20 protein-coding genes are annotated in these 26,002 nt (G+C 74.2%); 11 read left to right on the forward strand and 9 right to left on the reverse strand.

Features of this window, described 5'->3' with window-relative positions:
• Positions 1-47: 47 nt before the first annotated feature.
• Positions 48-998, forward strand: a complete 951-nt coding sequence (locus ACIQVT_RS08160) for a hypothetical protein (protein WP_403749275.1) — start codon at positions 48-50, stop codon at positions 996-998.
• Positions 999-1,051: 53 nt separating this feature from the next.
• Here the strand turns inward: ACIQVT_RS08160 and ACIQVT_RS08165 are convergent, their stop codons facing one another.
• The 5 genes from ACIQVT_RS08165 to ACIQVT_RS08185 form a co-directional block, all read right to left on the reverse strand.
• Positions 1,052-2,557 (reverse strand): phytoene desaturase family protein, encoded by a 1,506-nt coding sequence (locus ACIQVT_RS08165; RefSeq protein WP_403749278.1) that lies wholly within the window; start codon positions 2,555-2,557, stop codon positions 1,052-1,054.
• Between the two features lie 58 nt (positions 2,558-2,615).
• Positions 2,616-3,218 (reverse strand): DUF4126 domain-containing protein, encoded by a 603-nt coding sequence (locus tag ACIQVT_RS08170; protein ID WP_403749280.1) that lies wholly within the window; start codon positions 3,216-3,218, stop codon positions 2,616-2,618.
• Positions 3,219-3,620: 402 nt separating this feature from the next.
• Positions 3,621-4,250 carry a TetR/AcrR family transcriptional regulator gene (locus tag ACIQVT_RS08175; RefSeq protein ID WP_403749283.1) on the reverse strand — a complete coding sequence of 210 codons (630 nt, stop codon included), beginning with the start codon at positions 4,248-4,250 and terminating at the stop codon, positions 3,621-3,623.
• Between the two features lie 47 nt (positions 4,251-4,297).
• Positions 4,298-6,382: a YhgE/Pip family protein gene (locus ACIQVT_RS08180; RefSeq protein ID WP_403749286.1), complete on the reverse strand. Its 2,085-nt coding sequence runs from the start codon at positions 6,380-6,382 to the stop codon at positions 4,298-4,300.
• The gene (locus ACIQVT_RS08185; protein WP_403749289.1) at positions 6,354-7,229 is read right to left on the reverse strand and encodes an ATP-binding cassette domain-containing protein; all 876 of its coding nucleotides are present in this window, start codon (positions 7,227-7,229) and stop codon (positions 6,354-6,356) included. Before ACIQVT_RS08185 ends, ACIQVT_RS08180 begins: the two co-directional genes overlap by 29 nt.
• A 161-nt stretch (positions 7,230-7,390) precedes the next feature.
• Between ACIQVT_RS08185 and ACIQVT_RS08190 the strand changes: the two genes are divergently transcribed.
• From ACIQVT_RS08190 to ACIQVT_RS08200, 3 genes are all read left to right on the forward strand, one after another.
• The gene (locus ACIQVT_RS08190; RefSeq protein WP_403749292.1) at positions 7,391-7,972 is read left to right on the forward strand and encodes an SAV_6107 family HEPN domain-containing protein; all 582 of its coding nucleotides are present in this window, start codon (positions 7,391-7,393) and stop codon (positions 7,970-7,972) included.
• A 236-nt stretch (positions 7,973-8,208) separates the two neighbouring features.
• The gene (locus ACIQVT_RS08195; RefSeq protein WP_403749295.1) at positions 8,209-9,036 is read left to right on the forward strand and encodes a methyltransferase; all 828 of its coding nucleotides are present in this window, start codon (positions 8,209-8,211) and stop codon (positions 9,034-9,036) included.
• 277 nt (positions 9,037-9,313) lie between these two features.
• Positions 9,314-9,691, forward strand: coding sequence for a DUF3040 domain-containing protein (locus tag ACIQVT_RS08200; protein WP_403749297.1), 378 nt, complete (start codon positions 9,314-9,316; stop codon positions 9,689-9,691).
• A 1,037-nt stretch (positions 9,692-10,728) separates the two neighbouring features.
• Here the strand turns inward: ACIQVT_RS08200 and ACIQVT_RS08205 are convergent.
• The 4 genes from ACIQVT_RS08205 to ACIQVT_RS08220 form a co-directional block, all read right to left on the reverse strand.
• Positions 10,729-13,116: a DUF3488 and DUF4129 domain-containing transglutaminase family protein gene (locus ACIQVT_RS08205; RefSeq protein ID WP_403749299.1), complete on the reverse strand. Its 2,388-nt coding sequence runs from the start codon at positions 13,114-13,116 to the stop codon at positions 10,729-10,731.
• Positions 13,113-14,468, reverse strand: coding sequence for a DUF58 domain-containing protein (locus tag ACIQVT_RS08210; protein WP_403749302.1), 1,356 nt, complete (start codon positions 14,466-14,468; stop codon positions 13,113-13,115). The genes ACIQVT_RS08205 and ACIQVT_RS08210 overlap by 4 nt, the downstream gene beginning before the upstream one ends.
• A complete protein-coding gene (locus ACIQVT_RS08215; protein WP_403749304.1) occupies positions 14,468-15,544 on the reverse strand; it encodes an AAA family ATPase in 1,077 nt (358 codons plus the stop codon). Before ACIQVT_RS08215 ends, ACIQVT_RS08210 begins: the two co-directional genes overlap by 1 nt.
• Before the next feature lie 280 nt (positions 15,545-15,824).
• Positions 15,825-16,373, reverse strand: coding sequence for a beta-class carbonic anhydrase (locus ACIQVT_RS08220; RefSeq protein WP_403749306.1), 549 nt, complete (start codon positions 16,371-16,373; stop codon positions 15,825-15,827).
• Between the two features lie 419 nt (positions 16,374-16,792).
• Here ACIQVT_RS08220 and rsmH point away from each other — a divergent pair, with 419 nt between their 5' ends.
• The 7 genes from rsmH to murD all read left to right on the forward strand — a co-directional run bounded on the left by rsmH (position 16,793) and on the right by murD (position 25,964).
• Positions 16,793-17,749, forward strand: a complete 957-nt coding sequence (gene rsmH / locus ACIQVT_RS08225; protein WP_403749308.1) for a 16S rRNA (cytosine(1402)-N(4))-methyltransferase RsmH — start codon at positions 16,793-16,795, stop codon at positions 17,747-17,749.
• 91 nt (positions 17,750-17,840) lie between these two features.
• The gene (locus ACIQVT_RS08230; protein WP_403749310.1) at positions 17,841-18,401 is read left to right on the forward strand and encodes a septum formation initiator family protein; all 561 of its coding nucleotides are present in this window, start codon (positions 17,841-17,843) and stop codon (positions 18,399-18,401) included.
• Between the two features lie 5 nt (positions 18,402-18,406).
• A complete protein-coding gene (locus ACIQVT_RS08235) occupies positions 18,407-20,371 on the forward strand; it encodes a peptidoglycan D,D-transpeptidase FtsI family protein (RefSeq protein ID WP_403749313.1) in 1,965 nt (654 codons plus the stop codon).
• A 32-nt stretch (positions 20,372-20,403) separates the two neighbouring features.
• Complete coding sequence (locus tag ACIQVT_RS08240; RefSeq protein WP_403749315.1) at positions 20,404-22,059, forward strand: UDP-N-acetylmuramoyl-L-alanyl-D-glutamate--2,6-diaminopimelate ligase; 1,656 nt, start codon at positions 20,404-20,406, stop codon at positions 22,057-22,059.
• A gap of 4 nt (positions 22,060-22,063) precedes the next feature.
• A complete protein-coding gene (murF, locus tag ACIQVT_RS08245; protein ID WP_403749317.1) occupies positions 22,064-23,470 on the forward strand; it encodes a UDP-N-acetylmuramoyl-tripeptide--D-alanyl-D-alanine ligase in 1,407 nt (468 codons plus the stop codon).
• Entirely contained in the window at positions 23,470-24,540 is a 1,071-nt protein-coding gene (gene mraY, locus ACIQVT_RS08250; protein WP_403749743.1) for a phospho-N-acetylmuramoyl-pentapeptide-transferase, read from the forward strand. The genes murF and mraY overlap by 1 nt, the downstream gene beginning before the upstream one ends.
• Positions 24,522-25,964 carry a UDP-N-acetylmuramoyl-L-alanine--D-glutamate ligase gene (murD, locus tag ACIQVT_RS08255; protein ID WP_403749321.1) on the forward strand — a complete coding sequence of 481 codons (1,443 nt, stop codon included), beginning with the start codon at positions 24,522-24,524 and terminating at the stop codon, positions 25,962-25,964. Before mraY ends, murD begins: the two co-directional genes overlap by 19 nt.
• Positions 25,965-26,002: the final 38 nt, after the last annotated feature.

Below are 26,002 nucleotides of genomic sequence, written 5' to 3' on the forward strand. Positions count from 1 at the left end.
ACCGCCGTACGTCACACTGCGGAACGGCCACTGGGAGAGGGGCGTACATGGGCTGGACGGTCCTCTACATCGCGTTCGGCGGCGTCGCACTGTGGCTGCTCGGCGAGGTACTGCTGCAATACAAGGCACGCCTGCGCTGGCGGCTCCTCGCCTTCGCCGGCTTCGTCGGCGTCGTGCTCGGTGTGCTGATCCCGTCCGTCGTCGTGATCGGGCTCGGCGCGATCGCCTTCGCGGTCGGCCAGACCTACGTCACGCTGTCGTTCCGCCGCGGCTTCGCCTCGGGCTGGGCGGTCAAGCGCCCCGGCCCGGAGGCCGGCACCAACAGCAAGCGCCGCCGCGGCCGGGCGGACCGGCACGAGGCCGACCCGCAGGGCACCGACGGGCCGGTCGCCGGCCCCGCCGACGACCGGGACCGGGAGCACGACGCCCACGACGCCCACGACGCGCACGGCCGGGCCGCCGGTGACTACGACGACTACGACCGCGACGACGTCTTCACCCCGCCTCCCTCCCGGCCCGCCGAGCCCACCGCCGCCGGGACCGGCGGGGTCTACGCGCCGCAGCCCCTCCCCGACGACACCGGCAACTACGGTGTCTACGGCGGCCCCGCCCACGCGGACACCGCCCAGCCGCAGACCGCCGCCCAGCCGGGCTACGCCTACGACTACTCGGGCTACGGCCAGCAGGGCTACGGCTACGACGGCGCGGGCCAACAGGCCTACGCCAACTACTCCGACCCGTACATCGGCAGCCAGCCCTACGCCGACCCGTCCTACGGCACGGACTACTCCCAGCAGTACGGCCAGCAGGCTTACGCCCCCGACCCGTACCCCGGCGGCGGCTACGGCGAGACCCCGGCCGGCGGGGTGTGGGTGCCGCAGCAGCGCACCGACGAGACGTACGGCGGTGAGCTCCCGCAGGAGCAGCCCTACCCGCACCAGGCGGGCGCCCAGCAGCCGCAGCCCGGCGCCGGGTACGACGAGCAGTACCGCTTCTGAGCCGGCGGGCCGTGGCACCACGGCCCGCTCACCCGCCGGTCACCCCGCGCAGGTCACCGGGAGCCGCGGAAGTCAGGGCCCTCCACGACCAGCCCCGCCACCAGCGCCCCCGACATGCCGGCGTGCGCGAGGCCGCCGCCCGGGTGGGACCAGCCACCGACCCGGTACAGGCCGGGCAGGCGCGTGGTGTTCCCCGGGCGCAGGAAACGCCCCTGGCCGGCGGCGAGCGCGGGCGCGGGCACCGTAGCGGCACCCGTCTCCTCCCCGACGTGTCCGGGCCCCCGGACCTCGTGCCACAGCAGGCGCTCGCGCAGACCGGGTATCGCGCGTCCGGCCGCGTCGAGGAGCAGCTCGGTGTACCGCCGCACCGTGGCCTCCTCCTCCCAGGGGGCCTCGGGCGACACCACCGCGGACAGCACCACGGACTCGTACCCGTCGTCGGGCCGCAGCGCGGGGTCGTCGGGGCGCAGCACGGTCACCGTGGGCGGCGGGGGCACGTCGCCGCCGGGCGAGACCAGGAAGTCCAGCTCCGACTCGGGGGCCGCGGGGTGGACGACCGTGCGGTGCGCGGTGCCGGGTTCCGGCGCGCCGCGCAGCGCGAGCAGCAGGGAGAACCGGGCGTACGGGGCGGCGAGCGGCTCCGCGCCCACGTCACCGGCGATGTCCGGCGGACGCTCCGTCAGGGCCCGCAGCCGCGCCGGGTCCACGTCCGCCACGACGTGGTCGGCGTCGGCCCGGGTGCCGTCCGCCAGCTCCACGCCCGCCGCCCGGCCGTCCCGCTCCAGGATCCGGGTCACCTCGGCGCCGAAGCGGAACTCCACCCGCCGCCGCACGCACCGCTCGTGCACCGCGCGCGCCAGCTCCCGGATGCCGCCGCGCACGTACCAGGTGCCGAAGGCGTGCTCCATGTACGGCAGCACGGCCGCGCTCGCCGGGACGGTGCGGGGATCGAGGCCGTACGCGAGCACCTGGCTGTCCAGGAGGTCAGCCAGGCGGTCGTCACCCAGCTCCCACCGGCCGATGTCGGCCACCGTGCGCGCCGTCCGCGTGCGCAGCAGCCGCCGGTGCGGCACCGCCGGATACGGCTCCTTCGCGGCCAGCACCCGCCAGTCCGGCCACAGCGGCTCCTCCAGCAGCGGCCGGCGCGTGCGGTCCCAGGCCTCGCGGGCCCGCACCAGGAAATCACCCCAGCGCCCGCCCGCCCCCGCGCCCAGCGCCTCGTCCAGCGCGGCGACGACACCCGCGCGGGAGGCGTTCGGCAGGGACACCGTGGTGCCGTCCGCGAAGACGTGCCGCGCCGACGGGTCGACCTGGACCAGCTCGACGCAGTCCTCCAGCGGCTCCTTGCCGGTCTTGACGAACAGGTCGCGGTAGACGGCGGGCAGCGTCAGCAGGCCCGGGCCGGTGTCGAAGCCGAACCCGTCCCGCTCGAACCGGCGCACCGCGCCGCCGTACGTCTCCGTCCGTTCGTACACCGTCACCCGGTGGCCCGCGACGGCCAGCCGGGCGGCAGCCGCCATCGCGCCCATCCCGGCGCCGATCACCGCAATCCGTGCCATGACCGCGACTTTATCGACCACCACCGACATTCCGGCCGCCGGGAGGCCGCGGGGGCGGTCAGGGGGCCCGGACCACCGGCCGCCGCTCCGCGCGCCGCCGGGCCCGGCCGCGCAGGAAGCGCCGGATGCGCGAGACGAGGAAGACCAGGAGCGCCAGCCCGCCGGCCAGCAGGACGGCCGCGACGGTGGCCGCCGCCCAGGGATGGAACAGCGCGAACGCGACGATGCCGCCGACCCCCAGATCCTCCGCGAGGCTCAGCGCGATGTTGCTGAACGGCTCCGGGGAGGTGTTGACCGCCATCCGGGTGCCGGCCTTGACGGTGTGGCTGGCCAGCGCCGTCGACCCGCCGAGCAGGGCCGCCGCCACGTCCGGCAGCGAGCCGCTGTGGCCGGCGAGCAGTGCGCCGACCCAGGCGCCGGCGGCCGGCCTGACCACCGTGTGCACGGAGTCCCACACCGAGTCGACGTACGGGATCTTGTCCGCGACGGCCTCGCACAGGAAGAGCACGCCCGCCACGACCAGCACCGAGGGGTTCTGGAGGGTCTGCGGGACGTCGTCGCTCAGGCCGGTCGCGCCGAACAGGCCGAGCAGCAGCACCACCGCGTAGGCGTTGACGCCACTGGCCCAACCGCTCGTGAACACCAGGGGGAGTACGGACACGCAGGCGATGGTAGCCAGGCGGGCGGCCCGGTGTCCCGGGTCCGCGCACCCGGATGAGTACACGTACTCAGACCACCGGATGAGTACGCGCGCGGATGGGAGGCGGGCCCGCGGCGGGGCAGAGTGGTGCCCACGGCAGGGGACGCGGCCCGGCACCGCCGGCACGGGGCGGCGGAACGGTGCGCGTCCGCCGGCCGCTCCTTCCATCGATCCGTCGGCGGGAGCGAGACAGGGGGTCCCGGGAAGACCACCACGGGGGTCCGCACGGGGAACCGTACGGGAACACGCTGTACGGGGGAGTCCGGAAAGGAAGTACGGGGGAACAGCGGGGGAGCACGGGGAGGAGGAAGGCGCCGGTCCGTCCGCGGACCGGCGCCTTGCTCGTGCGCCCGTGAGGGGCCTTCAGACCCTGCCGCTGACCCGGCCCTGGAGCAGCCGGGACAGGGCCGCGTGCACATCGTCCAGGGAACGCTCCGGCTGGAAGGACTTCCAGTCCAGCGCGGCCACCAGCACCATGCCGACCAGCGCCGCGGCCGTCAGCTGCACGTCGATCTCCTCGCTGAGCTCCCCGGCGGCGACGGCCTCGCGCAGCACGCCCTCCACCACCGCGACGGCCTCCTGGCGCACCACCATGAGCGTGGACTGCCAGGCCCGGTTGGTGCGCCACAGCTCGGCCACGTACAGCTGGGTGAAGGCCGGGTAGCGGTCGATGAAGACCAGGCCCGCGCGGATCATGGCGTCCAGCGCGTCCACCTTGCCGCCGCCCTCGGCCGCGGTCCGCTCGGCCGCCTCCTTCAGGGAGGCCGTGAGCAGGCCCACGCCGTGCCGCAGCAGCTCCTCGAAGAGGACGGACTTGCTCGCGAAGTTGTAGTAGACCGTGCCCTTGGCGACCCCGGCCCGCTCGGCGATCTCGTCCACCGTGGTCGCGGAGAACCCCTGCTCGGCGATGAGGGTGACGGCCGCCTCGTAGAGCTTCTGGCGGGTGGCCTCACGGCGCGTGCCACCACCGGACCTGGCGCTGCTGCTTTCCATGGCCCCGATTCTCACAGGTGCGCGCGCCTGCCCGTGCCCGCCGGCGATCACAGGCTCAGCTCCGGGTGCAGCCGGTCCAGCGTCCACACCTGCCGGCGCCGGGCCGCGAGGGCGGTCAGCGCCAGGGCGCCCGCGGTGAACGCGGTGAGCACGGCGCACGCCTGCCACACCGGGCCCGGGCCGCCGCCCGTGATCAGCCGGCGCAGCGCCTCCACGATGTAGCTCATCGGCAGGAACGGGTGGATGGCGTTGAAGAAGCCCGGACTGGTCTGCACCGGATAGGTGCCGCCCGCCGAGGTCAGCTGGAGCATCAGCAGCGCCAGCACCAGGATCCGCCCCGCCGCGCCGAACTGGGCGTTCAGCCACTGCACGATCGCCGCGAAACAGGCCGTGACCAGGCACAGGAAGCCGATCGTGCCGGCCGCCCGGAACATCTGGAGCCCGATCCCCCAGTGCAGTACGGCCATCAGCGCGGCCACCTGGAGCACGCCCACGGCGACCACCGGCAGCCAGCCCGCGAACGCGATCCGCCAGGCGGAGGCGCCGGCCGCGAGGGCCCGCCGGTTGAGCGGCGCGATCAGCATGTAGGCCACCATCGCGCCCACCCACAGGGACAGCGGGATGAAGTACGGGGCGAAGCCGGTGCCGTAGTTCGGCGCCTGGTGCAGGTCGTGGGAGGCCAGCTGGACCGGGTCGGCCATCACCCCGGTGCGCCGGTCGCGGTCCCGCTTGTCGTAGTCGGGGATCTTCTTCGCGCCCGAGTGCAGTCCGCCGGCCAGCTTGTCGGAACCGTCGGACAGCTTGTACAGGCCGCCGTCGAGGGTCTCGGCGCCCGTCCTCGCCGTGCCGATGCCCCGGTCGAGCGCGTCGGCGCCGGTGTGCGCGGTGCCGAGCGCGGTGTGCAGCTTCTCCGCGCCGGCGGCGACCCGCTGCGCGCCGGTGTTCAGCTTGTCGATCTTCTTGACGGCGTCCCGGACGTCCTCGGAGAGGTGCGGGGCGCGCGCGGCGAGGGCGTCGGCCTGCTTGCGGAGGGTGTCGAGGTTGTCCCGCATCGTCTTCAGGTCGCCGTCCTGGTCCGCGATGAGCGTCTGGAGGTCGTCGGCGACGGTGGCCACCTCGGCGGCGGCGCGCTTGACCCGCTTCAGGTCGGCGCAGGCCGGATCGGGGACGGTCGCGCTCTCGCAGCGTGCCTTGTAGACCTCGTCGATGAGGGCCGAGGACGCGTGCGCGGTCCGGGCGGTACCCGGCGCGAGCTTCACCAGGACGTCGAGGTTGTCCTTGACCGTCCTGGCCGAGTCGGAGACCAGCCGGGCCGTGTCGCCGATCGTCTTCTCGTTGTCCCTGAGGAACGGTCCGGCGTCGGCGTAGACCCCGTCGACCCGGTCGGCGAGCTGCCGGGTGCCGTCGGCGACCTGCCGCGAGCCGTCCTGGAGGTCGCCGGAGCCCGAGTCGAGCTTCTTCAGCCCCTTGGCCAGCTTGCCGCTGCCGTCCTTGGCGGTCCGCAGCCCGTCGGCGAGGTCCTTGGCGCCCTTCTCCGCCTTCCCGATGCCGGTGTTCAGCTTGTCGGCGCCCTTGGCGGCCGTGACCGTCTTGTCGTGGATGTCGGAGAAGGAGACGAAGATCTTGTCCAGGAAGCCCCGGGACGCCTTCTTGGACGCCGCCGAGCGGACCTCGCTGAAGACCGTGCGGGAGATCTGGCCGACGATGTAGTTGTTGGCGTCGTTGGTGCGCACCTGGAGGGCGCCGGTCTCCGGGGAGTCGCCCGAACTGGAGGCGATGCGCCGGCTGAAGTCGGCGGGCATGGTCAGCGACAGGTAGTACCTGCCGTCCTCCACACCGGAGTGGGCCTCCTCGGCGCTCACCTCGTGCCACTCGAAGGTCCGGCTGTCGCGCAGCCCGTCGACGATGTCGTCACCGGCGGTGATCCGCTTCCCGGCCGCCGCGGCGCCCTTGTCGTCGTTCACCAGGGCCACCGGGATGCGGTCCAGACGGCCGTACGGGTCCCAGAAGGACCACAGGTAGAGCGCGCCGTAGAGCAGGGGCAGCACCAGCAGCGCGACCAGGGCGGCGCGCGGCAGCCTGCCGCGCCCGAAGCGCCTCAGCTCAAGCGCGGCGAGCCTCGGTGAGCGCATCGCTCTCCTCCTTCGCGTCCTCGGGTCCGTCCTGCGGGCCGTCGTCGTCACCGCTTCCGGCGCCGTTGTCGTCACCGTTGTCGTCGCGGTCCGTGCCGGGCGTCTCCGCGTCCGTGCCGGGCGTCTCCTCGCCGGTGCCGTCGTCGCGCGCGGTGGAGAGGGACACGCAGTCCCCGGGAGCGGTACGGCAGACCGCCAGGACCGTCGTTCCCGCGCGCGCGAGGGACCGCAGCAGGTCCCACGCCTCGGCGCGCTCGGCGTCCGAGAGTTTCAGGTCCACGTCGTCCACGCCCAGCAGCCGGGGCCGGCCGATCAGCGCCAGGGCGACGGACAGCCGCAGCTCCTCCAGCCGCTCCAGGTCGCGGACGGCCGTGCGGGACCCTTTGGGCAGGCTCTCCAGGTCGAGCCCCGCGGCGGCCAGGGCCGCGTCGACGCGCAGCCGCGCCTCGTGCGCGCGGCGGACCCGGGGGTGCAGCAGTCCGCGCAGGGAGTCGCCGAACCGGTGCTGGAGCAGGGACCGCTCCCGCAGGTGTTCGCCCACGGTCAGGGCCGGTTCCGGGTCCGTCACGCCGGGCACGTTGGCCACCGCGGTGACGCGGCGCAGGGCCGCCATGTGCCGGGGAAGTTTGAAACCGCCGACAGCGGCCACACCCTCGGTGGGCTTCATCCGTCCCGTGAGCGCGAGGAGCAGACACGTGCGGCCGGAGCCGGACGGTCCCTCGATCGCGATCAGCGAGCCGGGCTCCGCGTCGACGCCGACGCCGCGGAAGGCCCACCCCCGCGGCCCCTCGAGCCCGAGGCCTTCGGCCCTGACGTCCGCGCCGGCCGCGCTGTCCGTGCCGTCCACGCGCCCCCCTGCCCGATAGAATTGCACTGACTGGTCAGTGCAAAATACGCCCGAACGCGCGGTCGAGGCAAAAGGCCAGGTCAGAACGGATTGTCAGTGGCAGACCTCACGATGGGTACATACGGCATACGTGCCGTCACCCAGACGACAGGAGGTTCGTCATGGCCCACCCGTCCGCAGCCGCCGCCCGTCGGCGCCGCGCCGCCGGCCCTGCCCCCTCACTGACCGGCCCCGCGAGCGACGTACACCCCGTGCTCCGCCGGGCCACGGCCCCGCCCGCCGCCCTCGACCTGCTCGCCCAGGCCCGTGCCGGACTGGACGAGGCCACCGTCCTGGACACGCCGAACGAGCGCTACGCGACGGCCCACCTCGCCGCGCTGCGCACCGCCGCGGCCGTGCTCGCCGCCCGCGGCCGCCCCGAGACCTCCTCGCGCCGCCGGGCCCGCATCCGTCCCGCCTGGGAGGTGCTCCCCGAGGTCGCGCCGGAACTGGCCGAGTGGAGCGCGCTGTTCGCCTCCGGTGCCGCGCGCCGCGCCCGCGCCGAGGCGGGCATCCAGGGCGCCGCCGACCGGCGGGACGCCGACGACCTGGTGCGTGACGTCGGTATGTTCCTCCGCATCGTGGAGCGGATGCTCGTCCTCCAGCCGGTCCTCCCCGCACCGCGCCGCGACACCGGCACGGACACGGGCCCGGACGGCACGGGGACCCCGGGCGGGGCGGACGGCCTCCCGCCCACGGGCTGACCGCCATGGTCCCGCCGCCCCGCTGTGCCTGCCGGTCCCGCCGCTCCTGCCGTCACCACCGCCCCGCCGAGGGCCGCCGGTCGGTCGCCGGGGGCTGCCGGGGGGCCGCCCGGTGGCCGTCGGCCGGTCGTCGGTGCGACGGGTGGGGCGGAGGTTCCCGCGGTGACCAGGGACGGTGCGGAGGCAATAGGGTGGAGGTCGCCTGAAGCGTTCGCCCTGCCGAGGAGTCAACTGCCGTGTCGGACCCGATGCGCCCGCCCGTCTCCCCCCATCACCCGCACACGACGCCGCTGCGCTCCGACCCTCCTCGTCCCCGCGCCTCCGCCCGTACCGCCGTGGTCTGGGACGTCCTCGAAGAGGCCCTCGACCGCCGGGTCAAGGCCACCGGCCGGGACGCGCTGGACGTCCTCGACACCGGAGGCGGCAGCGGCAAGTTCGCCGTCCCCCTCGCCCGCCTCGGCCACCGGGTCACCGTGGTCGACCCGAGCCCCAACGCGCTGTTCGCACTGGAACGCCGCGCCGCCGAGGCCGAGGTGGCCGACCGGGTCCGGGGCGTCCAGGGCGACGCCCACGGCCTGTTCGACGTCGTCGAGCGCGGCGGCTACGACGCCGTCCTGTGCCACGGCGTCCTGGAGTACGTGGACGACCCGGCCGAGGGCCTGCGCAACGCGGTCGCCGCGCTGCGCCCCGAGGGCGTCCTCAGCCTCCTCGCCGCCGGACTCGGCGGCGCCGTGCTCGCCCGCGCCCTCGCCGGTCACTTCACCGAGGCCCAGCAGGCACTCCAGGACCCCGACGGCCGCTGGGGCGAGGGCGACCCGATGCCCCGCCGCTTCACCGCCCAGCAGCTCACCGGGCTCGTGGAGAGTGCCGGGCTGCGCGTCGGCGCGGTGCACGGGGTGCGGGTCTTCGCCGACCTCGTGCCCGGCGTCCTCGTCGACACCGAGCCCGGCGCGCTCGACGCGCTGCTGAGGCTGGAGGCCGCCGCGGCCGAGCTGCCCGCGTTCCACTCCGTCGCCACCCAGTTGCACGTACTCGGGGAGACGGCGGGCGCCGCGCGGGCCTGACCGGCACCGCCGTGACCGCCGCTGATCAGGCCCTCGGCGGCGCATGGAGTACGCCACAAGCCCCCCGAACGAGGGGTTTGCGCCGTATGATCGAGGTACACCGCCCGGCATGACAGGTCGGCCGCTGGGGAATGACAGCCTCAGTGGGCCGGGACAGCCATGACGGACTCCGGTTGGCCAATTGGCGTAGAGGGGCGGGTTTCACGGGGGCGATTCCCTGCCTATCCTGAAGGGACCCCCCGGGTCGCCCCGGCGACTGCACGATGAGGAGGACTCCGTGCCGCTCTCGGAGCACGAGCAGCGCATGCTCGAGCAGATGGAGCGAGCGCTGTACGCCGAAGATCCGAAGTTCGCGTCAGCGCTTGAGGGAAACGGGCTGCGGACGTACACCCGGCGGCGGGTCTACCAGGCGGTCGCGGGCTTCCTCGTCGGTATCGCGCTCCTCATGGCCGGAATGGTCGCCCAGCTGATCTGGATCAGTGTGGTGGGCTTCCTCGTCATGCTCGGCTGTGCCGTGCTCGCCGTCACCGGTTGGCGCAAGGCCCCGAAGCCGGGCGAACAGCCGCCGGCCGTCCGCCAGGCGCGGCCGAAGCGCTCCGTCATGGACCGGATCGAGCAGCGCTGGCAGCGCCGCCGGGACGAACAGGGCCACTGACGCCGCGCGCAGCGGCACCGACGCGAAGAGGGGCGGCCACCACCGGGTGGCCGCCCCTCCGTCATGCCACAGACACCGGCCGGCACGGATCTGGCTGGGCGCCGGGGCCGCCCAGTGCCCGGCATGGGGCCCGTGCCGGCGCCCGTCCAGTGCCCGGCATGGGGCCCGTGCCGGCGCCTGTCCAGTGCCCGGCATGGGGCCGGTGCCGGCGCCTGTCCAGTGCCCGGCATGGGGCCGGTGCCGGCGCCTGTCCAGTGCCCGGCATGGGGCCGGTGCCGGCGGCCGTCCAGTGCCCGACACGGGGCCGGTGCCGGCGGCCGTCCAGTGTTCAGCCTCGCGCCGGCGCCGACACCCGCTCCATGCGGGACATGCGCGGAGCGCCCCACGCCGCGCGTGGCGCCTACGGCGGCCCCGGCGTACGCCTCGCACCGCACCGGCCCCGTCGACGCGCGCTCGTCCGGCCCCGCGACCAGGTGCGAGGGGCGCGCGGTGAGGGGGCACGGTCGGTGCCCCGCGCCGCACGCCGACCGTGGTTCGCGGTGCTCCGCCGTGGCGCAAGGCCCGCGCGGCACCGGCATCCGTTGAGACGCGCCCGTCCGGCCCCGCTCTCGCGCCCACCGGACGCGGTCCGGGACCGAAGATGTTCGTACTGCGAGGAAAACGCAGCGAGGAACGCCGTGGCCGCGGCGCCTGAGTCGCCCGGCCGTGAACCCCGGCACCGCACGCCCGGCGCCGGACCGGCGGCACATGGTCGCCCCGCGCCGCAGGCACCGCCGGATCCGGCGGTGCCTCGGTCGCTCTGCGGCCCCGCGCCTACCCGCCGTGCCTTGGATGTCCCGCGCCGGGCCCCGTGCCGTGCCGGACCCCGCCCCGCGCCGGACCCACTCCTGCTTGGTCGCCACCCGCCGGACCCCGCGGTGCCCCCGCCACCCGCAGCACCCCCCGCCAAAGACGTGCGCCCCCGCCACCCCGCAGCGCACCCGCCCCGGACGTCGGCCCCCTCGGCGGCGTGTGACTGATCAGGCCTGTCGGCGTGGTCAGGCCTCTTGTCGGGAGGGGCGGGCTGGTTCGGGTCTGAAGGGCATCCGGGTGCGGAGGGTGGACCAGCGGGCCCTGGCGGCCCGGAGGGTGCGCAGGGTGGAGCGGGGCAGGAGCAGCGCCCGCAGCCGGGTCCGCGTACCGGCCGTGGTGCGCAGCGCCTCCGCCACCCGGCGCACGTCCTCCGCCGCACCCGGTGCCGGGCGCGGCCGGGGGGCGTACAGCACCTGCTCCACCGCGTCCGCGACCCGGTGCACCGCCGCTCCGGCCGCCGGATCGAGCCGCCCCAGCCGGACGATCCGGGTGGCGGCCCCGCGCGGGGTCAGCGACTCGTCGGGCGGGATGCCGTGGTCCCAGGCGCTGTCCGTCAGCTCCTGCCAGGCGGCCAGGGTGTGCGCCGCCGCGCCCTCCGGCGTCCGGGGGTGCCCGCCGAGCCGAGCCGCGCGCATCCGCTTGCGCCACAGCATCGGGGCCGACGCCACGGCCAGGGCCGCCAGCGCGCCCAGGCCGGCCGGCAGCCGCCACCACCACGGGTCGGGGCCGTCGCCGCCCCGGGCCGGGCTCGCCGCCGCGGACGCGTCGGCGCAGGCGTCCGCCGCCCCGTGCGGCCGACCGGCGCAGCTCGGGCTCGGCGAGGCCGCCGCCGAGGGCGCCGAGGAGGCCTTGCCGGACGGCAGCGACTCCTGCGGCAGCGAGGTGCCGGGCGCGTCGGGCTGGGTGTACGACGGCGTGATGCCACGGCTCGGGGTCGGCTCGAACCGGGTCCAGCCCACCCCCTCGAAGTACAGCTCGGGCCAGGCGTGCGCGTCCTTCTGGTTCACCGAGACCGTACCGTCGGCCTGCGGGGTGCCGGGCGCGAAGCCCACCGCGACCCGGGCCGGGATGCCGAGGGTGCGGGCCATCGCCGCCATGGTGAAGGAGAAGTGGATGCAGAAGCCCTGCTTCTTCTCGAGGAAGTTGGCTATGGCCCCGGGGCCGCGGCCGACGTCCACCCGGGTGTCGTACTGGAAGCCGCCGGAGACGGCGAAGTAGTCCTGGAGGGCGACGGCCTCCTCGTAGGCGCTGCCGGCGCCCTGCGTGATCTTCCGGGCGGTGCGGGCCACCACCCCCGGCAGCGAGGACGGCACCTTCGTGTACTCGCGCCGCAGGGCGGCCGGCGGGCGCGGCGCGGAGGCCAGCTGCCGGGCGGTCGGCCGTACGGCCAGGCTGGTCACCTGGTAGGTCTCGCCGCGCGTGGTCTGGCCGTGGTCGCCGACCAGGGACATGCCGACCGGCTCGTACCGCCACCGTCCGGCGATCTTCACCCCGCTCGGCGGATAGGGCATCGGCAGCCAGTCCTGGGCGTAGCCGTCCGCCGCCGTGACGGTCGTGCGCACCGGGTGGCGTCTCACGTCGCCGCCGAGACCGACCGGGCCGGGGAAGGTCTCCGGCACGCCGACGACGCGCCGCCGGGCCGGTTTCCACGTGGTGCCGTCGAAGTCGTCCAGGGAGACGATCCGCAGGTACAGGTCGGAGACGTCGTCGGTGTCGGTGCGCAGGGACAGCAGCCGGCGGTCCTCGTCGGTGTTCAGGTCGTCGCGCAGCGACACCAGCAGGCTGACCGCGGAGCCACCGGCGCCCGGGCCGTCGCCCGCCCCCACGCCCGTGCCCGCGCCGTCCAGCAGCCCGCCGTGCATCGCGGGCAGTGCGAGCGGCACCGTCAGGGCCACTCCGAGCGTGACCGCGCCGATCCGGCGCCCGGCGCGCGCCGGCGCGAGGGCCCCGCTCCCGGAGGTGCCCGGGGTGCGCGGCGGGCCGCCGAAGACCCGGCCCCACTGCGCGAGCCGTTCCCGGCCCTCCGCGAGCAGCAGCATCAGGTAGCCGGCCGCCGCCGCGAGGAACCACAGCCAGTCGGCGCCGCCGTGGGACAGGCCGGCGGCCACCGAGTACAGCGCGAGCAGCGGCAGCCCGGCCGGTGCGGCGCTGCGGAAGGTCACCGCCAGCGTGTCCACCAGCAGCCCGACCAGCAGCACGCCGCCGATCAGCATCAGCCGGATGCCGTCGTGCAGCGGCGCCGGTATCGCGTACCGGGCGACGTCGTCCGAACCCTGCCGGAACAGGTCGGCGAAGTACCGGAACGTGTCCGGGCCCGGGACCAGCCCCGCGAACGCGTGGCGCCGGGCGAACACCAGGGTGAGCAGCACCACGGTGGCCAGCGCCTGGGCCGCCACCGTCAGCGGCCGGCCCAGCGGGACCCGCCGGGCCGCCGCGCCCACCCCGGTCTGCACCGCCAGCAGCGGCACCAGCTCAAGGAGCCAGGTCGGCTGCTCGACCAGGGGGAGCAGTGCGCAGGAGGTCAGCAGGGTGGCCGCCGCCGCGCTCAGGGTCAGCCGTGCTCGTCCGCTCATCCCCGTGCCTCCCCGCTCACGGCGGCCAGGCCCGAACGTTCCCGGTCCGCCTGCCGCCACAACTCGTCCAGCGGGGCGCCGCGCGGCACGCTCAGCGCCGTCCAGCCCGCCTCGCGCAGCACGCGCAACCGCTCCTCGTGCGCCCCGCCCGCGCGCGGCACGTCGGTCGTCTCGCGGGTCCAGGTGTCGGGGTCCAGCACGAAGGCGACCGCGCCGCCGCGTCGGCACATCCCGGCGACCGTCGTGGCCTGTTCCCCGTCCAGGTCGCCGAGGAAGGCGACCAGCAGTCCGTCGTCGCCGCGCAGCGCGTCGTACGCCCGGGACAGGCCGGTGCCGTCGGAGTGGTCGAGCACGGCGAGGGTGTCCATCATCAGCCCGGCCGCGTCCGCCGTCTCCTGGCCCGTGCCCGCGAAACCGTCGGCGCCCTCGCCGGGCACCGCGCTGCCGCAGTCGGTCAGCAGCCGTACCGAGAAGCCGCGTTCGAGCATGTGGGCCAGGACCGAGGCGGCGCCGGAGACCGCCCATTCGAAGGCCGAGTCGGGGCCGGCGCCCTCGTAGGCGCCGCCCCGGGTGTCCAGGAGCACGGTGCACCTCGCGCGCCGGGGCTGCTCCTCGCGGCGCACCATCAGCTCGCCGTGGCGCGCGGTGGAACGCCAGTGCACCCGGCGCAGGTCGTCGCCGTAGCGGTACCCGCGCGGGATCACGTCGTCCTCGCCCGCCAGGGCCAGCGAGCGATGCCGCCCGTCGCCGTACCCCTGGGCCTCGCCGCCGAAGCGGACCGGGGCCAGCGGATCCACGTGCGGGACGACCGTCAGGGTTTCGTACGCGGAGAAGGAGCGGGTCAGCTCGCACATGCCGAAGGGGTCGGTGAGCCGCAGCTGGAGCGGGCCCAGCGGATAGCGGCCCCGCAGGTCGGAGCGGACCCGGTAGGACACCTCGCGCCGCCCGCCCGGCTCGACCCGGTCCAGGACGAACCGGGGCCGGGGCCCGAGGACGTAGGGCACCCGGTCCTGGAGCAGGAGGAGACCGGTGGGCAGTCGGGAGACGTTCTCCATGCGCAGGTGCACCCGGGCCTCGGCACCCGCCGGCACGCGTCCGGGGGAGAGCCGGCGGGCCGCGGCGACCCGGTGGCGCGTGCGGTGGAGCACGGTCGCGCAGGCCAGGGGCAGCACGGCCAGCAGCAGCCCGACCCGCAGCAGGTCGCTCTGGCCCAGCACGTACGCGCAGACCGCGGCGGCGACCCCGGCCGCGAGGAAGGAGCGGCCACGAGTGGTGAGCCCGGCCAGGGCCGTGCGGAGCCCACCCGCGTCGTCGCGGCCGGTATCCGCCGGTCCGGCCCCCCCGGCGTCCATCACAGACTCCGCGGGGGCTGCTGCGGATAGGCCGGGACGGTCCGGCCCAGGCCGCCGAAGCCGCTGTGCTGTCCCGGCACCGCGGGCACCGAGGTGTGCTGGAGGATCTCCAGCACCACCTGCTCGGCCGTGCGCCGGTTCAGCTGGGCCTGCGCGGTGGGCAGCAGGCGGTGGGCGAGGACGGGCACGGCGAGCCCCTGCACGTCGTCCGGCAGCGCGTACTCCCGGCCTGCGAGGGCGGCGGCGGCCTTCGCGGCCCGCAGCAGGTGCAGCGTCGCGCGCGGGGAGGCGCCGAGTCTGAGGTCGGGGTGCGCGCGGGTGGCGGAGACCAGCTCGACCGCGTACCGCCGGACCGCCTCGGAGACGTGCACCTCGCGCACGGCCTCGGTCAGCTTCACGATCTCGTGCGCGTGCGCCACCGGCCGCAGGTCCTCCAGCGGGCTGACCCCGCCGTGCACGTCGAGCATGCGCAACTCGGCCTCCACGCTCGGGTAGCCGACGGAGACACGGGCCATGAACCGGTCGCGCTGCGCCTCGGGCAGCGGGTAGGTGCCCTCCATCTCGACCGGGTTCTGGGTGGCCACCACCATGAAGGGGCTGGGCAGTTCGTACGTCTGCCCGTCGATGGTGACCTGCCGTTCCTCCATGGACTCCAGCAGTGCTGACTGGGTCTTCGGGGAGGCGCGGTTGATCTCGTCGCCGATCACGATCTGCGCGAAGATGGCGCCCGGCTTGAACTCGAAGTCCCGGCGCTGCTGGTCCCAGATGGACACCCCGGTGATGTCCGAGGGCAGCAGGTCCGGCGTGAACTGGATGCGCCGCACCGAGCAGTCGATGGACCGCGCCAGCGCCTTGGCGAGCATCGTCTTGCCCACCCCCGGCACGTCCTCCAGCAGCAGGTGGCCCTCGGCCAGCAGCACGGTCAGCGCGAGCCGTACGACCTCGGGCTTGCCCTCGATCACGCCCTCCACCGAGGCGCGCACCCGCTCCGCGGTGGCGGTCAGGTCGTCCCCCGCCCCCGTGTACGGCCGGGCGGGGGCACCCCCGTGGCTCGCTGGATCGTCATAGGTCGACACCCGGCCCTCCTCGGCCCGTTCTTTTCCGGACCGACGCTCTCGATGCGCGACCGGCCCACCCCGAAACACGGACACCACGCGGGAAAGGTTCCGCGTGACGTCACATCCCGCATTCTTGCTGCCGTTACCGATTCGTGTCACTCGCCTGTGGACAACTGCCCGCACGATGTCGGCCTTACGGCCTTTTTCGACCACATTTTCGATACGTGACAGGCGATCCGGACGCGGCGGGACGTGTTCCGCGGGCGGCCGGCCGGTGTCCGGGCCGGGCCCGGCCGCTTCAGGCCGGGTCGATCTCGCGCAGCCGGCCGGTGCGCACGTCGAAGACGAAGCCGCGGACGTCGTCGGTGTGCTGGAGGAAGGGAGAGGTGCGCACGCGCTGCATGGACTGGCGCACGTCCTGGTCCACGTCGCGGAAGGACTCCACCGCCCAGGCCGGCCGCTGGCCGATCTCCATCTCCAGCTCGGTGCGGAAGTCCTCGGTGAGGGCCTCCAGTCCGCAGCCGGTGTGGTGGATGAGCACCACGCTGCGGGTGCCCAGCTTGCGCTGGCTGATGGTCAGGGACCGGATGACGTCGTCGGTGACCACACCGCCCGCGTTGCGGATCGTGTGGCAGTCCCCGAGCTGGAGGCCGAGCGCCTTGTGCAGGTCGAGCCGGGCGTCCATGCAGGCGACCACGGCGACGCGCAGCACGGGGCGGGCATCCATGCCGGGGTCCGTGAAGGCCTCGGCGTACCGCTCGTTGGCGGTCACGAGGCGGTCGGTCACATCGGAGCCCTCGGGTATGGCGCCTTCGGGTCCGGAGGGCAGGGCAGCGGAAGTCGTCATGGCGACGACGTTACTGGTCACGCGGGGTTCCGGCCCGCTGTGAGAGAGGACAAAGAACGCCATCGCGGCTCGTTGTGAGCCACCCCACAAGGGGACGGACCCGTACCGTACGGGTGAATCGGCTCGAACAGCCGCCCCCGCCCGGTCCCGGCGCACGACGCGCAGGCCGGTTGATTGACCGCGCGACACGGTGGACTAAAGTGGCGCGAAGCGGGAGGCGTGGCCCTCCCTGCTGGCGAAACACCCGAAGACCCCGGCACACGCCCGGACCGTCTCCCCCACGTGCGCGCCGCGCGTACGTACGGCTCGGCCTCCTCCCGCTCCGGCCGGCCGACGCTTCCGGCGCCGGCAGGCCGCCCCCCGCGAGCCGGCGGCGACCCGGCGGTGCGTACGGTCGCGCCGGATCCTGAGAGGCCCCCTTGAGCCAGAGTCGACACGTCCCGGTGATGCTCCAGCGCTGCCTGGACCTGCTGGCGCCCGCCCTGGAACAGCCGGGAGCGGTGGTCGTCGACTGCACCCTCGGACTCGGCGGCCACAGCGAGGCCCTGCTGGCCCGGTTCCCGCAGGCGCGGCTGATCGGCCTCGACCGCGACAAGGAGGCGCTGCGCCTGTCCGGCGAGCGGCTCGCCCCGTACGGGGACCGCGCCACCCTCGTGCACGCCGTGTACGACGAACTGCCCGACGTGCTGGACCGGCTCCGCGTGCCGCGCGTCCGCGGCGTGCTGTTCGACCTCGGGGTCTCCTCCATGCAGCTCGACGAGGCCGACCGCGGCTTCGCCTACGCCCAGGACGCGCCCCTGGACATGCGCATGGACCAGACGGCCGGCATCAGCGCCGCCGAGGTCCTCAACACCTACCCGCCGGGTGAACTCGTGCGCATCCTGCGCGCGTACGGCGAGGAGAAGCAGGCCAAGCGGATCGTCTCCGCGATCGTCCGCGAGCGGGAGAAGGAGCCGTTCACCAACAGCGCCCGGCTCGTGACGCTGATCCGCGACGCCCTGCCGCAGGCCGCCAAGCGCACCGGCGGCAACCCGGCCAAGCGCACCTTCCAGGCGCTGCGCATCGAGGTGAACGGTGAACTCGCCGTCCTGGAGCGGGCGGTCCCGGCCGCCGTGAAGGCCCTGGACGTCGGCGGGCGGATCGCCGTGCTGTCGTACCACTCGCTGGAGGACCGGCTCGTCAAGCACGTGTTCGCGGCCGGCGCGGCGTCCACCGCCCCGCCCGGACTGCCGGTCGTGCCCGAGCGCTACCAGCCGCGGCTCAAGCTGCTCACCCGTGGTGCCGAACTTCCCACCGAGGAAGAGATCACCGAGAACCGGCGGGCCGCCCCGGCCAGACTGCGGGGCGCCGAGCGCATCAGGGAGGACGTCGAGTGAGCCAGACGGGTCGGTGGGTTCCCCCCACGCACCGAGGACCGGTCCCCGCCACGCACCGGGCGACCGGTCACCCGCGGGCACGGGGGGAGCGGTGAGCGGGGGACCCCAGCTGAAGGGGAGGGCGGCCCGGCTCGCCCGGCTCTTCCCGGCCGGCCGCGCCCGGGCGGCCCGCACCCCGTTCGTGCTCCTCGTCGTCCTGCTCCTGGGCGGCGGCCTGATCGGTCTGCTGGTGCTCAACTCCGCGCTCAGCGAAGGCTCGTTCCACCTGGCCGACCTCCAGAAGCAGACCAAGAACCTCACCGACGAGGAGCAGGCCCTCCAACGGGACATCGACTCCTACTCGTCGCCGGACGCCCTCCAGCGCCGCGCGCACCAGCTCGGCATGGTCCCCGGCGGCGACCCGGCCTTCCTCGGCCCCGGCGGCACCGTGCGCGGTGTCCCCGCCCCCGCCCCGGAGTCCGCGGTGCTCTCCGACCCGCTCGGCCCCGGGGTGCCCGTGCCGGGCGCCGGCCTTCCCGCCGCCGCGGCGCCCGTGGAGGTGCCCACCGTGCCGCCGGTCCCGCCCCGGGCGGACGGCCTCCAGCCGCCCGACCCGGCGGCCGTGCCGCCCCTCACCCCCCAGCCCGCCCCCACCCCGACCCCCGGCAGGTGACGGAAGTGTCCGACAGGCAACCGCCGCGCCGCCGTGTGCCCGGACCCGCCAGGACGCCCCGGCCGCGGGGCGCCGACCGGCGGCAGCCCGGGCCCGGCGCCCGCCCGGCCCGCCGCCCCGGCGGGGCCCGGCCCATGCCCCCGCGCCCCCTCCGGCTCGGCAGCCCCCGGCCCCGGCTGCGCCTGGTCAGCCTCGGCCTGACCCTGGTCCTGCTCGCCTTCGTCGTGCGGCTGCTCCAGGTCCAGGCCGTCGACGCGAGCGCGTACGCGGCCCGGGCCGAGCAGAACCGCTACGTGGTGCACACCCTGGCCGCCGCACGCGGCGGCATCACCGACCGCAACGGCGTGGCCCTCGCCATCAGCGAGGACGCCTACGACATCACGGCCGACCCGACGATGTTCACCGCCCGGCAGCTCAAGACCGCCGACGGCCCCGAACAGGCCGCCGCGCTGCTCGCCCCGATCCTCGGCCAGGACCAGGCGGCGCTCGTGCACAAGCTGCGGCCCGCCAACAAGAACTCCCGCTACACGCGGCTCGCCGCGCGGCAGACCCCGCAGGTCTGGAAGCAGATCAAGGACCTGAAGGCCGCGCTGGCCAAGAAGGCCGGCACGGACCCGCACACCGCCAACGTGCTGGCCGGCGTCTTCGCGGACCCCAGCAGCCAGCGCGTGTACCCCAACGGCGACCTGGCCGCCGGGATACTGGGCTGGGTCAACGCCGACGGCCGCGGCGGCGGCGGTGTCGAGCAGGAGCTGGACAAGCAGCTCACCGGCAAGGACGGCAAGGCGCGCTACGCCCAGTCCGGCGGCCGCCAGGTGCCGACCGTCGGCTCGACGCAGACACCGGCCGTGCCCGGGGCCGACGTCGAGCTGACCATCGACCGGGACATCCAGTGGGCCGCGCAGAACGCCATCACCGAGCAGGTGCGCAAGTCACGGGCGGACCGCGGGTACGTCATCGTCCAGGACACCCGCACCGGCCAGATCCTGGCGATGGCCAACTCGCCCGGCTTCGACCCCAACGACCTGTCGAAGGCCGACGGCGACGCCATGGGCAACGCGGCCCTCCAGGACGCCTACGAGCCCGGCTCCACCGCCAAGGTGATGTCCATGGCGGCCGTGCTGGAACAGAAGGTGGCGACCCCGCTCACCCACGTCGTCGTGCCCAACCGGCTGCACCGCGGCGACCGCCTCTTCCAGGACGACATCGACCACGCCACCTGGTACCTCACGCTCAACGGCGTGCTCGCCAAGTCCAGCAACATCGGCACCATCCTGGCCACCGGCGAACTCGGCAGGACCCAGCCCGAGGCCAACCGGATCCTCCACTCCTACCTGCACCGGTTCGGCATCGGCGACTACACCGGGCTGCGCTTCCCGGGCGAGACCCGGGGCATCCTCGCCCCGCCGCAGAAGTGGTCCACCTCGCAGCAGTACACGATCCCTTTCGGCCAGGGTTTCTCCATCAACGCGATGCAGGCCGCCTCCGTGTACTCGACCATCGCCAACGGCGGGGTCCGCGTGGAGCCGAGCCTGGTGCGCGGCACCAAGGGCGCCGACGGGCGTTTCACGCCGGCCCGCAAACCCGCCAGGACCCGGGTGGTCAGCGAGCGGACGGCCAAGGCGGTCGCCCAGATGCTGGAGTCGGTGGTGGACGACGAGCAGGGCACCGGCATCAAGGCCCGCATCCCCGGGTACCGGGTCGCGGGCAAGACCGGCACGGCCAACCGCGTGGATCCGGCCACCGGCCGCTACCGCGGCTACACCTCGTCGTTCGCCGGGTTCGCCCCCGCGGACAACCCCCGCGTGACGGTGTACTGCGCCATCCAGAACGCCACCGCCGGCAGCTACTTCGGCGGCCAGATCTGCGGCCCCATCTACAAGCAGGTCATGGAGTTCGCCCTCAAGACCCTCCAGATCCCGCCGACCGGGGCCAGGCCCGCCAACCTGCCCGTCGACTACAAGCCCTGATCAGCACCCCCGGAAACACCAGGAACCAGCTCGTGACAACGATCACTCCCGGCGACGGGAACCACGGGGCCGAGAACCCCTCACTTCGCTCCGGAGCGGGTGCGCCCGGTACGCTCACCGCCGTGCCACACGCTGATCAGTCCCAAACCACCCAGAAGGGCGCTTCCGTGACATATCCGGGACCGCCGCGACCGGTCGAGGTCTCCGCCACCCCCCTCGTGGAACTCGCCGATCAGCTGGGTGCCGCCGCGCCGGCCGGCTCCGCCGGGGTCACGGGCATCACCCACGACTCCCGCGCCGTCCGCCCCGGCGACCTGTACGCCGCCCTGCCCGGGGCCCGGCTGCACGGAGCCGACTTCGTCACCCAGGCCGCCGGCCTGGGCGCGGTCGCCGTGCTCACCGACCCGACGGGCGCCGAACGCGCCGCCGCCACCGGACTGCCGGTCCTGGTCGTGGACGACCCGCGCGCGCGGATGGGCGAACTCGCGGCCACCATCTACGGCCGGCCCGGCCGGGATCTGCTCCAGATCGGCATCACCGGCACCTCCGGCAAGACCACCACGGCCTACCTGGTCGAGGGCGGCCTGAAGACCGCGCGCGCCACCGGGCTGATCGGCACCGTCGAGATGCGCATCGGCGAGGAGCGCATCAAGTCCGAACGCACCACCCCCGAGGCCACCGACCTCCAGGCGCTCTTCGCCGTCATGCGCGAACGCGGTGTCGAGGCGGTCGCCATGGAGGTCTCCAGCCACGCGCTGGTCCTCGGCCGGGTCGACGGCTGCGTCTTCGACATCGCCGTCTTCACCAACCTCAGCCCGGAGCACATGGAGTTCCACTCCGGCATGGAGGACTACTTCCAGGCCAAGGCCCGGCTGTTCACGCCGGAACGCAGCAGGCTCGGTGTCGTCAACGCCGACGACGAGTACGGCCGCCGGCTCGCCGCGGAGGCGGGCGTCCCGGTCGTCACCTTCTCCGCCGAGGGCCACCCCGACGCCGACTGGCGCGCCGAGGACGTCCAGGTCGGCCCGATGGACTCGACGTTCACCGTCCTCGGCCCGAACGGCGAGCGGGTGCGGGCCAGGTCGCCGCTGCCGGGCACGTTCAACGTGGCCAACACCCTCGCCGCCGTCGTCGCCCTCGCCGCGGCCGGCCTCGACCCGCAGGCAGCCGCCGACGGCATCGCGGCCGTGCCGGGCGTCCCCGGCCGCCTGGAACGCGTCGACGCCGGGCAGCCCTACCTGGCGGTCGTCGACTACGCGCACAAGACCGACGCGGTCGAGTCGGTGCTCAAGGCGCTGCGCAAGGTCACCAAGGGCCGGCTGCACGTCGTCCTCGGCTGCGGCGGCGACCGCGACCGGACCAAGCGCGCCCCGATGGGCGCCGCCGCGGCCCGGTTCGCCGACACGGCCGTACTGACCTCCGACAACCCCCGCTCCGAGGACCCCCTCGCGATCCTCGCGACCATGCTCCAGGGCGCGGCCTCCGTGCCCGCGCACGAGCGGGGCGAGGTGCTCCTGTTCGAGGACCGGGCCGCCGCCGTCGCCGCCGCCGTGGGCCGCGCCCAGCCCGGCGACACCGTGCTGGTGGCGGGCAAGGGCCATGAGCAGGGCCAGGACATCGCCGGCGTGATCCGTCCCTTCGACGACCGCCAGGTGCTCCGCGAAGCTATCCAGCAGACCCAGGGATGAACTTGTGATCGCCCTCTCCCTCGCCGAGATCGCAGCAGTCGTCGGCGGGCAGACGCACGACATACCGGATCCGTCCGCGCTTGTCACGGGACCGGTCGTCCGGGACTCCCGCGAGGTGGTGCCCGGCAGCCTGTTCGCCGCCTTCGTCGGCGAGCGCGTGGACGGCCACGACTACGCGGCCCGGGTCGTCGGGGACGGCGCGGTCGCCGTGCTCGCCTCCCGGCCGGTCGGTGTCCCCGCGATCGTCGTCGACGACGTCCAGGCGGCCCTCGGCGCCCTCGCCCGGCACGTCGTGCGGCGGCTCGGCGCGACCCTCGTCGGCCTGACCGGCTCGGCGGGCAAGACCAGCACCAAGGACCTCATCGCGCAGGTCCTGCGGCGCAAGGCGCCGACGGTGTTCACGCCCGGGTCGCTCAACAACGAGATCGGCCTGCCGCTGACCGCCCTCACCGCCACCGAGGAAACCCGTTTCCTGGTACTGGAGATGGGCGCCCGCGGCATCGGGCACATCCGGTACCTCGCCGGTCTGACGCCCCCGCGGATCGGCCTGGTGCTCAACGTCGGCACCGCCCACATCGGCGAGTTCGGCGGACGCGAGCAGATCGCCCTCGCCAAGGGCGAACTCGTGGAGGCACTGCCCGAGGACGGCGCGGCGATCCTCAACGCCGACGACCCGCTGGTACGGGCCATGGCCTCCCGTACCAAGGCGAAGGTGGTCCTTTTCGGAGAGTCGGCCGAAGCGGACGTACGCGCCGAGAACGTACGACTCACGGACAACGGACAGCCCGCCTTCAGACTTCACACACCCTCCGGTGCAAGTGATGTGACCATGCGCCTGTACGGTGAGCATCACGTGTCGAACGCGCTCGCCGCGGCCGCCGTCGCCCATGAGCTGGGCATGTCCGCAGCTGAGATCGCCACCGCGCTCTCCGAGGCGGGCTCCCTCTCCCGCTGGCGCATGGAGGTCACCGAGCGCCCGGACGGCGTGACCATCGTCAACGACGCCTACAACGCCAACCCCGAGTCCGTGCGGGCCGCCCTCAGGGCGCTCGCGGCCATGGGCAAGGGGCGCCGCACGTGGGCGGTGCTCGGCAAGATGGCCGAGCTGGGGGACGAGGCGCTCGCCGAGCACGACGCCGTCGGACGGCTCGCCGTCCGGCTCAACGTCAGCAAGCTCGTCGCCGTCGGGGGGATTGAGGCCTCCTGGCTGCAACTGGGCGCATATAACGAGGGTTCGTGGGGTGAGGAGTCGGTGCACGTGTCCGACGCACAGGCGGCGATCGACCTGTTGCGCAGCGAGTTGCGCCCGGGGGACGTCGTGCTCGTGAAGGCGTCCCGGTCGGTGGGGCTGGAGCGCGTGGCCGAGGCGCTCGCCGGGGCCGGTGCCGAGGGCGGGGTCGATGCCCGATGATGAAGCAGATCCTGTTCTCGGGAGTCATCGGCCTGTTCCTGACCCTGGTCGGCACCCCGCTGCTGATCAAGCTCCTGGCCCGCAAGGGCTACGGCCAGTACATCCGTGACGACGGCCCGCGCGAGCACGCCAGCAAGCGCGGTACGCCGACCATGGGCGGTATCGCCTTCATCCTGGCGACGATCGCCGCGTACTTCCTGAGCAAGCTCATCACCGGCTACCCCCCGACCTACTCCGGTCTGCTGGTCCTCGGCCTGATGGCCGGCATGGGCCTGGTCGGCTTCCTCGACGACTACATCAAGATCGTCAAGCGGCGGTCGCTGGGCCTGCGGGCCAAGGCCAAGATGGCGGGCCAGCTGACCGTCGGCATCGCCTTCGCCGTACTGTCGCTCCAGTTCTCCGACGCGCGCGGCAACACCCCGGCCTCCACCAAGCTGTCGTTCATCACCGACTTCGGCTGGTCGATCGGCCCGGTGCTGTTCGTCGTCTGGGCGCTGTTCATGATCCTCGCGATGTCGAACGGCGTGAACCTGACCGACGGTCTGGACGGCCTCGCCACCGGCGCCTCCGTCCTCGTCTTCGGCGCCTACACCTTCATCGGCGTCTGGCAGTTCCAGGAGTCCTGCGCCAACGCGGGCACCCTGACCAACCCAGGCGCCTGCTACGAGGTGCGCGACCCGCTGGACCTCGCCGTGATCGCCTCCGCGCTGATGGGCGCCTGCCTGGGCTTCCTGTGGTGGAACACCTCGCCGGCGAAGATCTTCATGGGCGACACCGGTTCGCTCGCGCTCGGCGGCGTCCTCACCGGTCTGGCCATCCTCTCCCGCACGGAGCTGCTGGTGGCCATCATGGGCGGCCTGTTCGTCCTCATCACCATGTCGGTCGTCATCCAGGTCGGCTCGTTCCGGCTCACCGGCAAGCGCGTCTTCCGGATGGCACCACTCCAGCACCACTTCGAACTCAAGGGCTGGTCCGAGGTACTCGTGGTGGTCCGCTTCTGGATCATCCAGGGCATCTGTGTGATCGTCGGACTGGGCCTCTTCTACGCGGGATGGGCAGCGGACAAGTGACCTCCTCGGCGCCTTCAGGGTCCTTCGAACACCAGGGCAGGCACGTCACCGTCGCGGGGCTCGGCGTCTCCGGGATCCCGGCGGCCAAGGCACTGCACGCGCGCGGCGCGCTCGTCACGGTCGTCAACGACGGCGACGACGCACGCGCCCGGGACCAGGCCGCGGAGCTGGAGGCGCTCGGCATCACCGTGCGCCTCGGCGACGGCGCCACCCTCCCCGAGGGCACCGAGCTGATCGTCACCGCGCCCGGCTGGCAGCCGGACAAGCCGCTGTTCGTGGCGGCCGGGGAGGCGGGCGTGCCCGTCTGGGGCGACGTGGAGCTGGCCTGGCGGCTGCGCGGCCCCGACGCGGCGCCCTGGCTGGCCGTGACGGGCACCAACGGCAAGACCACCACCGTCCAGATGCTCGCCTCCATCCTGAAGGCGGCGGGGCTGCGCACGGCCGCCGTCGGCAACATCGGCGTCTCCCTGCTGGACGCGGTCCTCGGCGAGGAGCGCTACGACGTCCTCGCCGTGGAACTCTCCAGCTACCAGCTGCACTGGGCGCCCTCGCTGCGCGCCCACTCGGCGGCCGTCCTCAACCTCGCGCCGGACCACCTGGACTGGCACGGCTCCATGGAGGCCTACGCGCGCGACAAGGGCCGCATCTACGAGGGCAACCGGGTCGCCTGCGTCTACAACGTCGCCGACCGGGCCACCGAGGACCTGGTGCGCGAGGCCGACGTCGAAGAGGGCTGCCGGGCCGTCGGGTTCACCCTGGGCACGCCCGGCCCGTCCCAACTCGGCGTGGTGGACGACATCCTGGTCGACCGGGCCTTCGTGGAGAACCGGCAGAAGAACGCCCAGGAGCTGGCCCAGGTCTCCGACGTGAACCCGCCGGCCCCGCACAACATCGCCAACGCCCTTGCGGCGGCGGCCCTCGCGCGCGCCTTCGGTGTGCCGGCCACGGCCGTGCGCGACGGCCTGCGGGCCTTCCGGCCCGACGCCCACCGCATCGCGCACGTGGCCGACGTCGACGGGGTCGCGTACGTCGACGACTCCAAGGCGACCAACACCCACGCCGCCGAAGCCTCGTTGGCAGCATATGAACCGATCGTATGGATTGCGGGCGGGCTGGCCAAGGGCGCGACCTTCGACGAACTGGTCGCCAAGTCGGCCAAGAGGCTGCGCGGAGCCGTCCTGATCGGCGCCGACCGGGCACTGATCCGCGAGGCCCTCGCGCGACACGCCCCGGAGGTACCCGTCGTCGACCTCGACCGGACCGACACTGGGGCGATGCTCCAGGCGGTGACGGAGGCGAAGCGGCTGGCTCGGCCCGGCGACACGGTGCTGCTGGCCCCGGCCTGCGCCTCCATGGACATGTTCACCAACTACAACCAGCGCGGTGACGCGTTCGCGGCGGCGGTCCGCGAACTCGGAGCCTGACCCCGGCCGCCCGCCGGGCGGAACTTGGGAGGGACGCG

This window comes from Streptomyces sp. NPDC100445 (assembly GCF_044759735.1).
Lineage (GTDB): Bacteria > Actinomycetota > Actinomycetes > Streptomycetales > Streptomycetaceae > Streptomyces.